The following is a 14,636-nucleotide window of genomic DNA, read 5'->3' on the forward strand; positions in this document are numbered from 1 at the left end:
GCACGGCCGGCGACCAGGGCGAGACGGCGGCCGGGACGCGACCGGCCCGCGGCTCAGACCCAGTCGTAGCGGGCGGCCTTGACCCCCGCCTCGAACCGGCTGGACGCCTGGAGCCGCTCCATCAGCTCCGCGACGATCCGCCGCTCGGTCCGCACACCGATACCCATCGCCCGGGCCACCGCCTCATCGGTGGCCCCGGCCGCCAGCAGCCGCAGCAACTCGTGCTCCTGCGGGGTCAGTCCGCTCTCCGACCGGTCCGCGGGCCGGCCGAGCTGGGTACCCCGCTCCCAGTACGCCTCGAAAAGCGCCAGCATCGCCTGCACCACCGGCGGACTCGTGAGCACCAGCGCGGTCGGCTGCGCCCCCTGCGGCGGCCCCGGCACCATCGCGGTGACGCCGTCCACGATCAGCAGCCGCAGCGGCAGCGTCGGCGAGGTCCTGATCTCGCTGCCGTGCTCCGCCATCCACTTCGCGTACTCGCGGGTGGTGCGGTCCCGGGCGATGCTGTCCAGGTAGAGGGTACGGAAGCGCACCCCGCGGTCCAGGGCCCGCTCGTTGAGCGGCCGACCGGCCTCGATGGACTCCTCGGTCAGCGCGCCGTCGGGGTGGAAGGCGAGCGACTCCTTGGCGCACCCCATGGCCAGCGACTCCAACCGGGACCGGATCGCGTCGATGCCGACCACCGCCTCGGAACGGTCCAGCCCGCCGCTGCGCGTCTGCGCCGTGTACTCCGCGGCCAGCGACGCCAGCGCCGACCGGCTCTGTTCGATGCGCTGCTGCCGCTCGGCGAGCTCCTGCCGCTCCCGCTGGAGCATCACCCCCAGCCCCACGTCCGGCGAGACCGGCCGCAGCCGGCCCGGCTCCTCCCAGGACGGCGCCAGCAGCGACAGGTCAGCGAGCCGCTCCACCGCCTCGGCGACCCGCTGCTCCGGCAGGTCCATCATCGCGGCGAGACCGGCGGCGTCCGTCCGGTGGTGCAGCAGAACGGCACGGTAGACCGCGAGTGTTTCCTCATCTAATTCCACCTCGTCGGGCAACGGCCGACCACCCCTCTGATCTCTCCGGCGCCGCACGACGGTCCCCAGGGTTCAGCACACACGCATCGTGAATGCTATCCGCGGGCGGCCGGCGATCCCCGGGAATCCCGCACACTTCCCCGGCCGCCCGGGGAAAACTCCGCGGTCAATTCTCCCGTGCACCACAACAACCACTTCCTGACCACCCGTTCGCCCTTCTGGAATCGGAGCCATTGTGTCGGACACCGAAGTTCCCCCGGCCGGCCCGCCGCCCCGCGTCGCCCTCGTGGTGGACGGTGCCGTCGGCGCGGGCCGCACGGTCGGCATCCGGCTCGCCGACGCCGGAACCGCCGTCGCCGTGACCGTGGCGGGCCACGGCACCGGCCGGGCCGCGCTGCTCGCAAAGGAGTTCGCCGACCGGGGACTGACCGCCCTCCCCTACCGCATGGACCCCGACGCCCCGAACGCCCTGGGCCGCGTGGTCGCCGCGGTGATGCGGGACCTCGGCCCCGTCGAACTCCTGGTGTGGGCCCCGCGCCCGGCGCTGCTGCCGCTCCTGGACGGCCACGCGGTGGACCTGCTGGGCAGGTCCGGCCGGCCCGCGCGCGTGGTCGCGGTGACGGCCACGCCCGCCGCCCTCCCCCCGGGCTCCGGCCCCGTCCAGGTGGCCTGGGTCGCCCCCGCCGAGGACGAACACGCGGTGGCCGAGGCCGTTCTGGCCGCCGCGCTGGGCCCTGTGCCGTAGGGCCTGTGCCGTAGGGCCTGCCCGGACGGCGGCGGCCCGGCCCCGTAGCCCTTCCCGTACGCCTCCCCCCGGCCGCCCGGTCCGGCGTCCCCGCCTCGCCCCCACCTCCACCGCACCCCACCCCTCGCACCACCGCACTTCCACTGAACCGTCACGAACACCCTTTTCCCCAGGAGGAGTTCATGATCAGCGACGACGCGGTGCGCCGGCCGGCACAGATCCGGGCCACCGGCTCCGGCGGACCCACGAGCCGGCCCGGGACCGTGACCGGCCCCACCCCCCCAGCGCCTCCCACCGTCCCCACCGGAGCCGTCGCGGACGCCGGAGACACCGGAGCCGGCGGAGGTCCCGGAGCCGGCGGGATCGCCGCGGCCGGCGGAGTCGCCGCGGCCGGCGGAGTCGCCGCGGCCGGCCTCCCGGCCGTCCCCGCCGACGCGGACTCCCGGGGAGGGGCGAACGGCCGGCCGTTCGCGGCACCGCCTCGCCCGGCCGACCCGGAGGAGGACCTGCGCGCGGTCCTGGCGCTGCTCACCTCGCCGGACCTGCGGACCGTGCGGGTGAACGGCGTCGCGGGCACGGGCGCGGGTCGGTCCTGCCCGGCCCGGGCGGTGGCCAAGCGGTTCCCGAGCCGCGTCATGACCTGGCGGCCGCCGCTCCCGCCGGCCACCGGCGCCCTGGTCCCCGGCACCGCCACCGCGTGCGGCACCGGCCCGCGGGAACTCCCCCCGCCCCCCACCCTGGAACGGGACCGCCCCGGCACGGACACGTCCGCCCGGCCGCCGGAACCCCCGGACCCGCCGGGGAGCGGCCGCGGACGGCCGCGGCACCCGCACGGGCTCTCCGCCGACGGCGAGGACGAGGGCGAGGGCCGGGCCGATGACCGCAGCGGCGTCATCGGATGCGGATGCGGATGCGGCATCAGCGTGGACGTGGGCGAGGGTGGGGACGTGGACCACGGCGTCGGCGTCGACTTCGACTTGGGCTTGGGTTTGGGTTTGGGCTTGGGCTTCGGGAGGGGCATCGACGTCAACGGGGGCGCCCTCGCCGGCTTGTGCGGCGCCCACCCCTGCGACGACTGCGACGACTGCGGCGGCGCCGGCGGCTTGGACCGGGCCGGGAACGCGCGGCAGCACCCGGTGCTGCTCGTCCTGGACGGCACGGACCGCCTGGACGCGCAGCACCCGCTGAGCGCCGGCCGCCTCCTCGACCTGCTGCTCGACGCCTCTCCCGCGCACGCCGAGCGCGTCCTGCTGGTGCTGGGGCACCCGGCCACGGACCCGTGCGAGGACCTCGAACGGCCCCGGCCCGTCCCGCGCGACGCGAGCGCCCCGGCCACGGCCGCCTCCGCCCCCATGCCCCTCGTCGCCCCGCGCCACGGCCAACCCGCAGGCCCGCCAACGGACTTCCCCCTCGATACAGCCGGCCGTTATCCCGTCGCCCGGCTCCGCGCCGCCCTCGACGGACCATCCGACGCCCTCACCCGCGCCGCCCGCACGGCCTCTTCCGAGGGCCTGGAGACCTCCTCCGCCGCCCCCGATCCCCTCGACCCCGCCGATCTGCGCGCCCTGCTCGACGTCTCCTCCCGCCGCCCGGCCCCCGCGCCCTCCCCCGCCCCGGGCGCCGGACCGACCGCCGCCACGCGGGGCCGGCGGGACAACCGGTTCCCGAAGCAAGCCCGTTCGCAGGGAACGCCCTCCGTGGCGGTGACGGGGACCGTCGGCGGCACCGCGCTCCGCCCCGTCGGCCAGGCGTACACGGCCACGGTCTCCGCCCCCGCCGACCCGGCCCCCGCCGGCGGGGAGTTGAGCAGCGGCGCCCTGCAACTGCTGCGCGCCGCCGCGGTGTTCTCCGGCGGATGCGGGATGGAGGCGCTGCGCGAGGTGGCCGCCTCCTACGGGGGGCAGCCCGGGCCCGGAGCGGTGGAGGAACTGCGGGCCCGCGGCCTGCTGGTCATGTCCCCCCTGCCGTCGGGCACCCTCGGCGGCATCGCCCGGGTCCGCGGGCATCTGACGTCAGCCGCCCGCACCCTGCTGCGGGCCGACCGCGGCGACCTCGGTCCGGCCCGCGGCGCGCACGCCTGCCACTACGCACGGCTGGCCGCGGCCGCAGCCCGGCGGATCCGGTCGGGCGACCAGTACCACGGGCTGGCCGCCGTCCAGGCCGAGGAGGCCAACCTCGCCGCCGCGCTGGCCACCCTGCTCGCGGCGCCCACCGGCTTCGCGCGGGCGGTCTCCCTCACCGAGGACATGTGCCACTTCTGGCGCGCGATCGGCGCCCCCTTCGCGTGGGCGGACCTCCTGGTGCCGCCGGCCGGCACCTCCGAGCGGGAGCCCGCGGCCGTCCGGGCGGCGCTGATCCGGGCCGAGGACCTGGCCCGGTCGGGCGCGCCGGAGGCAGCGCGCGGGCCGGCCGCCCGGGGCGCGGACGCGGCCAGGCGGGCCGGCGCGCCCCCCGGCGCCGCGGACCTCGCGGCGGGCCGCTCCACCCACCGGGGGCCGCGCGTGCCGGGCGACCAGGACGTCGCCGGTGCCCCGCGCGCGGAAGCCGCCGGCACGCCCTCGACACGGAGGAATCCGTCGGCCGCCCCGCGCACCGTGGAACCGTCCTCCGCCCCGGCGACGCCAGGAGCGACGGCGACGGGAGGGACAGCGCCAGCGGCAACGGCAGGGACCACGGCAGGGATCGGGGCAACCACCGTGACGGGGCGGGGCCACCGGCAGGACCCGCTGCTCCCGTCCGGCCTCGACGGCGTGCTGACGGCACGCCAGTCGGAGGTGTGCGTCCTCGTCAGCGAGGGCCTGAGCAACAAGCAGATAGCCCGCCGGCTGAAGATCTCCGAGTGGACGGTCGTCAACCACATGCGCGAGATCATGCGGCGGCTCCACTGCACCTCCCGCGTGGCGGTGGCCCACCGCGTCCTCACCCTCCGCACCGCCGCAAACCCCCACGCCCTCTGACCGGGCCGCCCCGGTACGGAAGCGGGAGCCCCGCCGACGGGCGCGCCCCGCCGACCGCTCCCGCCCCGGGAAGGGCCGACCCTCCCACCGCGGCCCCTCAGTACTTGGGCCCGACGTGCAGATCCATGAGCGCCACCGCCTCCCGCCGCGCGACGGAGACGTTCCGCGCCGGGCCGCGCCGGCGGCTCTCGGTCCAGGAGACGCCGACGAGGTCGAGCGCGTCGGTGAACAGCCGACGGATGTCGGCCGAGGTGTTGGTGAAGAAGTACCGCGGGTATTCGTAGCGCTTCCGGAACCCGGACACCGTCCGCTCGGTCCAGTTGGTGACCCGACAGCCGTCGGAGTGCACCAGACCGCGGACGAAGTCCCACGGGTGCGCGGCCACCGCCTCCTGCTGCCACTCCTCAAGGGCGATCGCCCGCTCGTGCTTGCGGCCTGGACCGTGCTGCGGGAAGACCACCGGCCACTGCTTGCTGGTCGAGGTGACCTGCACGCAGCCCTGTTGCGGCACGCGGAAGACGGCACCGCCGGGGCGCACCGCACGGATCGCCGTCTCGCAGGCGTCGATGAGCCCCGGCCACGCGGTGCCACAGGCGATACGCAACGCGTAGACGCCCCGGGCGTTGCCGCTGATGTGGCCGTCGCCGAGGTAGAGGCCGAGCAGGTACGGGTAGGCGGCGCCGTCCGTGCGCAGCGGGCTCGCTCCCCGGCTGACCGGCTCGATGCCGTGGTCGCGCCAACTCCTGAGCGCGGCGCGCGATATGCCGGTGGCCCGGCTCACGGAGTTGAGGCTGCGGCCGGCCGCCAGGTGCGCCAGCGCGTGGCGCCGGGTCGCGGAATCGTACATGTGAACCATGATCGGCGCGCGGCTCGATCATGGGAGCGCGCACCGGAAGAGTTCACCCGGTCGGAGCAAAGGGACGATGCGCCCCGACCTTCAATTCAAAGGTAAAGTGCCCCGAGTCGGACTCGAACCGACACTGTATGGGTTTTGAATCCATTGCCTGCTGCCAATTGGGCTACCGGGGCCTTCAAAACAGAGACCAGCATACCACCTCTGTGTTCAAACTCTACCCGAGCTAGGTAGGCTCAGGTAGCAGGATCCGACGCCATGACCCGAGGAGCACCGCACCGTGAGCGCCCCCGACGAGCCCACCCCCGCGCAGGACGACGCCTCCGCGCACGTGCCGCCCGTGACCACGCGTGTCGTCATCGCCGAGGACGAGGCGCTGATCCGCCTGGACCTGAAGGAGATGCTGGAGGAGGAGGGGTACGCCGTGGTCGGGGAGGCCGGCGACGGCGAGACCGCGGTGAAGCTCGCCCAGGAACTCCACCCCGACCTGGTGATCCTGGACGTCAAGATGCCCGTGCTCGACGGCATCAGCGCCGCCGAGCGGATCGCCGGGGAGAAGCTGGCCCCCGTCCTGATGCTCACCGCCTTCTCCCAGCGGGAACTGGTCGAGCGGGCCAGGGACGCGGGCGCGATGGCGTACCTGGTGAAGCCGTTCACCAAGAGCGACCTGGTGCCGGCGATCGAGATGGCGGTGAGCCGCTTCCAGGAGCTGCGTGCCCTGGAGGCGGAGATCGCCGACCTGTCGCTGCGGCTGGAGACCCGCAAGCTGGTGGACCGGGCGAAGAGCGTGCTCCAGACCAAGTACGGGCTGACCGAGCCGGCCGCCTTCCGCTGGATCCAGAAGACGTCGATGGACCGGCGGATGTCGATGCAGGCGGTGGCGCAGGCGGTCATCGACGAGGTGACGGAGAAGGACTGAAGGACCCGGCGCACCCTCCGGTCTGCCGCGCGGCGGACCGGGGGCCCGTGCGCGCGGCTTCCCGCGCGGCTCCGCACGGTCACGGCACCTCGCACGGGTGGGGCCCGCACTCCTTTCCGGAGTGCGGGCCCCACCCGTGTGGTGCGACCGGTCGCGGCGGGGTCAGTCCTCGCCGAGGTAGGTCTTGCGGACGCCCTCGTCGTGCAGGAGGTCCTGGCCGGTGCCGGAGATCTTGATGCTGCCGATCTCCATGACGTGGGCCTGGTCGGCGAGGGAGAGGGCCGCCTGGGCGTTCTGCTCGACGAGCAGGATGGTGGTGCCCTGGGCCTTCAGCTCGACGATGGTGGACATGATCTTCTGCATCATGATCGGCGAGAGCCCCATGGAGGGTTCGTCGAGCATGAGCAGCTTGGGCTGCGACATCAGCGCGCGGCCCATGGCGAGCATCTGCTGCTCACCGCCGGACAGGGTGCCGGCGGCCTGCTTGCGGCGCTCCCCGAGGATGGGGAACAGCTCGTAGGCGCGCTCGACGTCCTTGGCGATGCCGGCGGCGTCCCGGCGGAGGAAGGCGCCGAGCAGCAGGTTCTGCTCGATGCTGAGCCGGGGGAAGATGTGCCGGCCCTCCGGGGAGTGGGCGAGGCCGAGGGAGACGATCTTGTGCGGGGGTACCCGGGTGAGCACCTTGCCGTCGAAGGTCACCCGGCCGCCGACCGGTTTGAGCAGGCCGCTGAGGGTGCGCAGGGTGGTGGTCTTGCCGGCGCCGTTGGTGCCGATGAGCGTGACGACCTGGCCGGCCTCGACCGAGAACGAGATGCCCTTGACGGCCTCGATCTTGCCGTAGGCGACCCGGAGGTCCTCCACTTCGAGCAGTGCGGTCATCGGTCGTTCTCCTGCTCCTGCGCGCCGGTTCCGGTGCCGGTCTCGTTGTCGCCCGCGGCCTCGGGCGCCGGCGTGGCGTCCGCTTCCGGTGCCGCCCCGGCCTCCGCTTCCGCCTCCGGTGCCGCCCCGGCCTCCGCTTCCGGTGCGGCCTCCGGTGCCGGTGCGGCCTCCGCCTCCGGCTCGAACGGCTCGCCCAGGTACGCCGCGACAACGCGCTCGTCGCTCTGGACGACCTCGGCGGTGCCCTCGACCAGTTTCTGGCCCTGGACGAGGACGGCGACGCGGTCGCAGAGGTTGAAGATGAACCGCATGTCGTGCTCGATGACGAGGACGGCGATGCCCTGGTCCCGGATGGCGAAGACCAGTTCCTCGGTGGCGCGGGTCTCCTGCGGGTTCATGCCCGCGGTGGGCTCGTCGAGCAGGAGCAGCCCCGGCTCGCTGGCGAGCGCGCGGGCGATCTCCAGCTTGCGCTGCTCGCCGTAGGGGAGGTTGCGCGCGAGGTGCTCGGCCTTGTGCGCGAGGCCGGTGAACTCCAGCAGTTCCATGGCGCGTTCGCGGGAGCGCGCCTCGGCCTTGTGGTAGCCCGGTCCGCGGATGAGGGCGGAGAGCAGGCCCTCGCGGGTGCGGGTGTGCCGGCCGACCAGGACGTTCTCCAGCACGGTCATGTTGGCGAACAGCCGGATGTTCTGGAAGGTGCGGGCGACGCCTGCCTTGGTGACGAGGTGGGGCTTGGGCGGCAGGACGGTGCCCTTGTAGCTGACGGAGCCCTCGGTGGGGACGTACAGCCCGGTGAGGCAGTTGAAGAAGGTGGTCTTGCCGGCGCCGTTGGGGCCGATCAGGCCGACGATCTCGCCGCTGTTGACGGTGAGGCTGACGTCGCGGACGGCGGTGAGGCCGCCGAAGCGCATGATGACGCCGCTGGCCTGGAGCAGCGGTGTGCGGTCCGGGGCGGCCGCCGGGGCGGCGGAGGTGCTGGTGGTCGTGGTCATGGTGTCCTTCACGCCCCTGCCGCGCCGGCGGCCGCGCCGTCGTCGCCGACGGTCGGCTGTGCGGGGACCAGGGCTTCGTCCTGGGCCGGGGGTTCGTCCTTGTGGAACTCCAGTTGGCGGCGCCGGTTGGCGATGATGCCCTCGGGGCGGAACCGCATGATGAGCACGAGGGTGACGCCGAACGCGAGGAGTTCGTAGCGCTGGAGGAAGCCCAGCTTCTCGGGGATGAGGTAGAGCATGGCCGCGCCGAGGACGGGTCCGGTGACGGTTCCCATGCCGCCGAGGACGACGGCGGCGAGCAGGAACGCGGAGTTGGGCGGTGCGGCGCCGGAGAACTGGTACGGGTTGGGCACCACGCTGTAGGTGACGTGGGCGCTGACGGTGCCGGCCAGGCCCGCCAGCGAGGCGCCGAGCGCGAACGCGATGAGCTTGACCCGGAAGCCGTTGATGCCCATGGCGGTGGCGGCGGTCTCGTCCTCGCGGATGGCGATCCAGGAGCGGCCGATGCGGGAGTCGGAGGCGCGGGTGAAGACGAGCACCACGATGATCGTGATGACGAGCATCAGCAGGTAGTAGTTGGCGAACCGGCCGAGGGTGATGGAGCCCATGGTGTGGGGCTGGCCGAGGTTGTAGCCGAAGACCGACAGGTCGGGGATCTGCGAGATGCCGTTCGGGCCGTTGGTGACCTTGGGGCCGGAGACGCCGTCGAGGTTGTTGACCGCGATGCGGAAGATCTCTCCGAAGCCGAGGGTGACGATGGCCAGGTAGTCGCCGCGCAGCCGCAGGGTCGGGGCGCCGATGAGGACGCCGAAGACCAGGGAGGCGGCCATGCCGGTGAGGGCGGCGGCCCAGAAGGGGAACTGGACGCCGGACCAGATGGAGTACTCGGAGCCGGAGACCAGGGCCGCGGCGTAGGCGCCGACGCCGAGGAAGGCGACGTAGCCGAGGTCGAGCAGGCCGGTGAGGCCGACGACGATGTTCAGGCCGAGGGCGACGGTGCCGAAGATGAGGATGTTGACGCCGAGGTTCGCCCAGTGCTCGTTGTTCTGCACGAACGGGTAGGCGATGGCGGCGAGGATGCCCATCAGGATGGCGAACGGCCGGTGGTCGGCGGTGATCTTGGAGAACTGCCGGGTGAGTCCGGCGGCGTTGAACGACCACAGGGTGAAGGCGACCAGGATGAGGTAGCCGACGAACAGCTCGGTGTAGCCGGTGGCCAGCCCGTAGGTGAGGACCTTCACGCCGGCCGCGGCGACCACGACGATGGTGAGGTACTGCACCCAGGCGGGTGCCCGGGCCGGGTCCGGTACGGACAGCTCGCTGTGGTGGAGGCGGGCCTGGCGCAGCCAGCGGTAGCCGCCGCGGGCGGCGCCGTTCTCGCTCAGCCGGCCGAGTTCGTAGTACTCGGAGTCGGCGGGGTCCAGGGGCTGGCGGTCGATGGGCAGGCCCAGGGTGCCGGCGAACAGGACGAGCGAGGCGACGGCGGCGACGAAGCCGCCGGGGTTGAGGTTGGCCAGGCCGCCGAGTTCCTGCGCGATGGCGATGACGGCGTACCAGGTGGTGGCGAAGGTGCCGGCTGCCAGCAGCAGGACGGCGTTGTTCGAGCGGTTGGGCACCAGCCAGGTCAGGCCCTTGACGCCGAAGGCGCCGAGGGCGAGCAGGCCGGTGAGGACGGCTCCGATCAGGGTGAGGACCTGGAGGCCGCCGGGGTAGCCGTTGACGGTGAGGTCGCCGGGGAAGTCGGAGGTGTAGGTCCACGACATGAAGGTGGAGGCCACGGTGCCGACGGCGCCGACGAGCGTCGCGATGCGGGCGGCGCCGGGCGGCAGGCTGATGTAGGAGTCGGCGCGCGGCGCGTCGGGGTTGGTGGCGCCGAGCGGGGCGGGCTGGAGTGCCTCGGTGGTGGGGATGTCGGTCATGCGACTCACGCCCTGTCCGCTACGCGTTCACCCAGCAGGCCCTGTGGTCGGACCAGGAGGACCACGATGAGCAGTACGAAGGCCCATACGTTGGCCCAGCCCTGTCCGCCGAGCTGGTGCATGCCGGGGATGTTGGCGATGTAGGCGGTGGCGCACGCTTCGGCGATGCCGAGGACGAGTCCGCCGAGCATGGCGCCGTAGATGTTGCCGATGCCGCCGAGTACCGCGGCGGTGAAGGCTTTCAGGCCGGCCTGGAAGCCCATGTTGTAGTTGATCTGGCCGTACTTCAGGCCGAAGGCGACACCGGCGACGGCGGCGAACAGGCCGCCGATGGCGAACGCGATCACGATGATGCGGTTGGTGTCGATGCCCATGAGCTGGGCGGTGTCCGGGTCCTGCGCGGTGGCCTGCATGGCGCGGCCGGTGCGGCTGGTGCGGACGAAGGCGGCCAGGCCGATCATGCAGATCGCGGCGGCGACGACGAGGAAGATGTCGTTGCGCTGCACGCTGATGGAGCCGATGTGGTACGGGTGGGTGCCGAGCTGCGGGAAGTTCTTGGCGTTGTCGGCGCCGGGGTACCAGACGAAGATCGCCTGCTGGAGGGCGAGCGAGAGGCCGATCGCGGTGATGAGCGGCGCGAGGCGGGGGGCGCCGCGCAGCGGCCGGTAGGCGAACCGTTCGGCGCCTACCGCTATGAGCACGGAGACGAGGGCGCCGCCGATGAGCATCAGGGGCAGTGCGGCCCAGATGTTCATGCCGTCGGGCAGCACGTTCCATACGGTGAGCGCGCCGAAGGCGCCGGTCATGAAGATCTCGCCGTGGGCGAAGTTGATGAGCTGGACGATGCCGTACACCATCGTGTAGCCGATGGCGATGAGCCCGTACATCGAGCCGAGGAACAGCCCGTTGGCCAGCTGTTGCGGCAGGGTGTGCACCGCATGGCCTCCATGTCGCTGGGAGCAGGTGGGTCGGGGACGGGTCGAGGGGGGTGGTGCGACAGACGGCGGGCCGCGCGGCCGGGGTGACCGGCCGCGCGGCCCTCGGTGGTGGGGGGTCGGTCAGCCCGTGTAGACGCCGCTCTTCACAGCGGTCCACTTGCCGTTCTTGACCTGGTAGACGGTCAGCTGCTTGTTGGTGGTGTCGCCGTACTGGTCGAAGGCGACGTGGCCGGCGATGCCGTCGAAGTCGGTCTTCTGGACGGCGTCCACGACCTTGGAGCGGGCGTCGTTCATGGACGGCAGCTTGCCGCCGTTGGCGTCCATGACGGCCCCGACGGCCTTGATGATGGCGGTGGCGGCGTCGTAGGAGTAGCCGCCGTAGGTGCCGTAGTCACCGGGGTACTTCTTGGCCTTGTACGCCTTGATGAAGTTCTGGGCGGCCGGGAGGGTGTCGACGGGCACGCCGACGGAGGTGGCGAGGTCGCCGGTGGCGGCGGCGCCCGCGGTCTTGATGTACGTGTCGGAGTACATGCCGTCGCCGCCCATGAGCGGGATGTTCACGCCGCCGGCCTTGAGCTGCTTGGTGATCAGCTCGGACTCGTCGTACTGGCCGCCGTAGTAGAGCATGTCGGCGTGCGACTGCTTGATCTTGGTGACGAGGGCCGAGTAGTCGGTGTCGCCGGTGTTGACGTGGTCGGTGCCGGCGATCTTGCCGCCCAGGGAGGCGAACTTGCTCTTGAAGATCGAGGCCAGGCCGGCGCCGTACGCCTGCTTGTCGTCGACGACGAAGACGTCCTTCTTCTTCAGGGTGTTGTAGGCGTAGTCCGCCGCGAAGCCGCCCTGGTTGGCGTCGGTGGTGGCGGTGCGGAAGTAGGTCTTGAAGGGGCGGACCTTCTTGCCGGTCGCCCAGTCCTTGCCCTGGGTGAGGTCGGGGTTGGTGTTGGCCGGCGAGATCTCCACCATGTTGGCGGTGGCGAAGACCTGCTGCATCGATTCGGCCACACCGGAGTTGAGCGGGCCGACGGCGCCGATGACGTTGCTGTCCTGCACCAGCGCGGTGGCGTTCTGCTGGCCGGTGGCCGGCAGCGCCTTGTCGTCGAGCGCCTTGACCTTGAAGGTCACGCCGGGCACGAGCTTGTTGGCGTTGGCGTCGTCCACCGCGAGCTGCGTGCCGTACTGCAGGCCGAGGCCGGTGGCGGAGTTCTGGCCGGTCAGTGGCGCGTCGACGCCGATGGTGAGCGTGATGTTGCTGCCACCGCCGTCGTCGCCACTGCTCTTCTTGCTGTCGTCGCTGCGCGAGCCGCAAGCGGTCAGTGTGAGGGCTCCTGTGGTCATTACGGACGTGAGCAGCAGCAAAGAGCGGTGTCGCACAAGCGGTCCTTTCCCCTGGCTCGACCGGTCCTCGTGGACGGCCGAAGTCGCGCGCGGAAGTCCGATCGCTAATTCGGAAGCGCGGTGACTGGCCGTGACTCTAGGCGCGTCGTGCGGCGTCGGGGAGCGGTAAGGCGAAGAGTGTGACTGTCTTGTTATGCCAATCGTCCTTTCTTGAGCTTCCCCTGAGGTTTGCCGTGCCGTTTGGGCGCTTTGAGCGGGGTCCGCATGATGAGAACCCGCACTTCCAGTGGGCGCGGCCGGCTGCCGGCGGCGGTACACCGCCATTTCGGACAAGATCACCGGAATGGGAATACGGGGGCGTCCGCCCAGGGCGGCGGCGGGCGCGCCGGGGCCACCGATTGGGTATTGCAGGCAGGTAACAGAGTGTTAATAGCGAGGGTTCGACGTTTCCGCCACTGACCGAAAACCGACGGGCCCCGCGGACGGATCGTCCCGCGGGGCCCGGTAATGGAGAAGGGGGCGCCGACCGCTCCAAGCTGGGAAGTCAGCACCATCGCCGGCAATTACGCGTTACCTCTTCGGGGAGTCGTCCTCGCCGATGTGATGGACCCGGACCATGTTGGTGGTGCCGGGCATTCCGGGCGGCGAGCCGGCCGTGATCACCACGACGTCACCCCTCTTGCAGCGGCCGATCCGCAGCAGTTGCTCGTCCACCTGCTGCACCATCTCGTCGGTGGTCTGCACGGTCGGGCCGAGGAACGTCTCCACGCCCCAGGTGAGGTTGAGCTGGGAGCGGGTGGCCTCCTCCGGGGTGAAGGCGAGCACCGGGATCGGCGAGCGGTAGCGGGACAGCCGGCGCACCGTGTCGCCGGACTGGGTGAAGGCCACCAGGTAGGAGGCGCCGAGGAAGTCGCCCATCTCGGCCGCGGCGCGGGCGACCGCGCCGCCCTGGGTGCGCGGCTTGTTGCTGCCGGTCAGCGGCGGCAGGCCGGCGGCGAGGATGTCCTCCTCGGCGGCGGCCACGATCCGGGACATCACCTTGACCGTCTCGATCGGGTACTTGCCGACGCTCGTCTCGCCGGAGAGCATCACCGCGTCGGTGCCGTCGATCACCGCGTTGGCCACGTCGCTGGCCTCGGCGCGGGTGGGGCGGGAGTTGTCGATCATCGAGTCGAGCATCTGGGTGGCGACGATGACCGGTTTCGCGTTGCGCCGGGCGAGCTTGACCGCGCGCTTCTGGACGATCGGCACGGCCTCCAGCGGCATCTCGACGCCCAGGTCGCCGCGGGCGACCATGATCCCGTCGAAGGCGTCGACGATGTCCTCCAGGTTCTCCACCGCCTGGGGCTTCTCGATCTTGGCGATCACCGGGACCCGGCGCCCCTCCTCCTCCATGATCCGCAGCACGTCGTCCATGTCGCGCCCGCTGCGCACGAAGGACAGCGCGATCACATCGGCGCCGGTGCGCAGTGCCCAGCGCAGGTCGCGGATGTCCTTGTCGGACAGCGCCGGGACGGAGACGGCGACGCCGGGCAGGTTCAGGCCCTTGTGGTCGGAGACCATGCCGCCCTCGATGACCATGGTGTGCACGCGCGGGCCCTCGACGTCGGTCACCTCCAGGGTGACCCGGCCGTCGTCCACGAGGATGCGCTCCCCGCGGGCCACGTCGGCGGTCAGCCCCTTGTAGGTGGTGCCGCAGATCGCCTGGTCACCCTCGATGTCGTCGACGGTGATGGTGAACTCGTCGCCGCGTTCAAGCAGTACCGGACCTTCGGCGAAACGTCCCAGCCTGATCTTCGGACCCTGAAGGTCGGCGAGGATGCCGACGCTGCGCCCGGTCTCGTCGGCGGCCTTGCGGACCCGCCGGTAGCGGTCCTCGTGCTCGGCGTAGCCGCCGTGGCTGAGGTTCAGGCGGGCGACGTCCATTCCTGCCTCGACCAGCGCCTTGATCTGGTCGTAGGACTCGGTGGCAGGACCCAGGGTGCAGACAATCTTGGCTCGACGCATGTATCGAGCGTATGACTTACTCGTTGGTAGGGAGCTTGGTGACGCCAACAGCCCAACGACGTTCGGATTAACGGTTGTT

11 protein-coding genes and 1 tRNA gene are annotated in these 14,636 nt (G+C 72.0%); 3 read left to right on the forward strand and 9 right to left on the reverse strand.

Features of this window, described 5'->3' with window-relative positions; translation table 11 throughout:
• Window positions 1-53 precede the first annotated feature (53 nt).
• Window positions 54-1,037, reverse strand: coding sequence for a LuxR C-terminal-related transcriptional regulator (locus RVR_RS07475; protein WP_237404621.1), 984 nt, complete (start codon window positions 1,035-1,037; stop codon window positions 54-56).
• 214 nt (window positions 1,038-1,251) lie between these two features.
• Between RVR_RS07475 and RVR_RS07480 the strand changes: the two genes are divergently transcribed.
• Window positions 1,252-1,761, forward strand: coding sequence for an SDR family oxidoreductase (locus RVR_RS07480; RefSeq protein ID WP_202233100.1), 510 nt, complete (start codon window positions 1,252-1,254; stop codon window positions 1,759-1,761).
• 182 nt (window positions 1,762-1,943) lie between these two features.
• Entirely contained in the window at window positions 1,944-4,718 is a 2,775-nt protein-coding gene (locus RVR_RS37405) for a helix-turn-helix domain-containing protein (protein ID WP_237404622.1), read from the forward strand.
• 97 nt (window positions 4,719-4,815) lie between these two features.
• Here RVR_RS37405 and RVR_RS07490 read toward each other — a convergent pair whose 3' ends face one another.
• Window positions 4,816-5,565 carry a transcriptional regulator gene (locus tag RVR_RS07490; protein ID WP_202233101.1) on the reverse strand — a complete coding sequence of 250 codons (750 nt, stop codon included), beginning with the start codon at window positions 5,563-5,565 and terminating at the stop codon, window positions 4,816-4,818.
• Window positions 5,566-5,672: 107 nt separating this feature from the next.
• Window positions 5,673-5,747, reverse strand: a tRNA-Leu gene (locus tag RVR_RS07495).
• A 104-nt stretch (window positions 5,748-5,851) separates the two neighbouring features.
• On the opposite strand from RVR_RS07495, the gene RVR_RS07500 reads away from it, so the two are divergent.
• Window positions 5,852-6,490, forward strand: a complete 639-nt coding sequence (locus tag RVR_RS07500; RefSeq protein ID WP_202233102.1) for an ANTAR domain-containing response regulator — start codon at window positions 5,852-5,854, stop codon at window positions 6,488-6,490.
• Window positions 6,491-6,652: 162 nt separating this feature from the next.
• Here the strand turns inward: RVR_RS07500 and RVR_RS07505 are convergent, their stop codons facing one another.
• The 6 genes from RVR_RS07505 to pyk form a co-directional block, all read right to left on the reverse strand.
• Window positions 6,653-7,369: an ABC transporter ATP-binding protein gene (locus RVR_RS07505; RefSeq protein ID WP_202233103.1), complete on the reverse strand. Its 717-nt coding sequence runs from the start codon at window positions 7,367-7,369 to the stop codon at window positions 6,653-6,655.
• Complete coding sequence (locus tag RVR_RS07510; protein ID WP_202233104.1) at window positions 7,366-8,358, reverse strand: ABC transporter ATP-binding protein; 993 nt, start codon at window positions 8,356-8,358, stop codon at window positions 7,366-7,368. Before RVR_RS07510 ends, RVR_RS07505 begins: the two co-directional genes overlap by 4 nt.
• Before the next feature lie 8 nt (window positions 8,359-8,366).
• The gene (locus tag RVR_RS07515; protein ID WP_202233105.1) at window positions 8,367-10,277 is read right to left on the reverse strand and encodes a branched-chain amino acid ABC transporter permease; all 1,911 of its coding nucleotides are present in this window, start codon (window positions 10,275-10,277) and stop codon (window positions 8,367-8,369) included.
• Window positions 10,278-10,282: 5 nt separating this feature from the next.
• Window positions 10,283-11,212 carry a branched-chain amino acid ABC transporter permease gene (locus RVR_RS07520; RefSeq protein ID WP_202233106.1) on the reverse strand — a complete coding sequence of 310 codons (930 nt, stop codon included), beginning with the start codon at window positions 11,210-11,212 and terminating at the stop codon, window positions 10,283-10,285.
• A 123-nt stretch (window positions 11,213-11,335) separates the two neighbouring features.
• Window positions 11,336-12,550 carry a branched-chain amino acid ABC transporter substrate-binding protein gene (locus RVR_RS07525; RefSeq protein ID WP_202233107.1) on the reverse strand — a complete coding sequence of 405 codons (1,215 nt, stop codon included), beginning with the start codon at window positions 12,548-12,550 and terminating at the stop codon, window positions 11,336-11,338.
• A gap of 570 nt (window positions 12,551-13,120) precedes the next feature.
• A complete protein-coding gene (pyk, locus tag RVR_RS07530) occupies window positions 13,121-14,557 on the reverse strand; it encodes a pyruvate kinase (protein ID WP_202233108.1) in 1,437 nt (478 codons plus the stop codon).
• Between the last annotated feature and the right edge of the window lie 79 nt (window positions 14,558-14,636).

Origin of the sequence: Streptomyces sp. SN-593 (genome assembly GCF_016756395.1) — a bacterium.
In the GTDB taxonomy this organism is placed as follows: domain Bacteria; phylum Actinomycetota; class Actinomycetes; order Streptomycetales; family Streptomycetaceae; genus Actinacidiphila; species Actinacidiphila reveromycinica.

Excerpts from the sequence above, each read along its gene's own strand:
- RVR_RS07515 (WP_202233105.1), bottom strand. The coding sequence starts at position 10,277 with ATGACCGACATCCCCACCACCGAGGCACTCCAGCCCGCCCCGCTCGGC.
- RVR_RS37405 (WP_237404622.1), top strand. The coding sequence starts at position 1,944 with ATGATCAGCGACGACGCGGTGCGCCGGCCGGCACAGATCCGGGCCACC.
- pyk (WP_202233108.1), bottom strand. The coding sequence starts at position 14,557 with ATGCGTCGAGCCAAGATTGTCTGCACCCTGGGTCCTGCCACCGAGTCC.
- RVR_RS07490 (WP_202233101.1), bottom strand. The coding sequence starts at position 5,565 with ATGTACGATTCCGCGACCCGGCGCCACGCGCTGGCGCACCTGGCGGCC.
- RVR_RS07505 (WP_202233103.1), bottom strand. The coding sequence starts at position 7,369 with ATGACCGCACTGCTCGAAGTGGAGGACCTCCGGGTCGCCTACGGCAAG.
- RVR_RS07525 (WP_202233107.1), bottom strand. The coding sequence starts at position 12,550 with ATGACCACAGGAGCCCTCACACTGACCGCTTGCGGCTCGCGCAGCGAC.
- RVR_RS07510 (WP_202233104.1), bottom strand. The coding sequence starts at position 8,358 with ATGACCACGACCACCAGCACCTCCGCCGCCCCGGCGGCCGCCCCGGAC.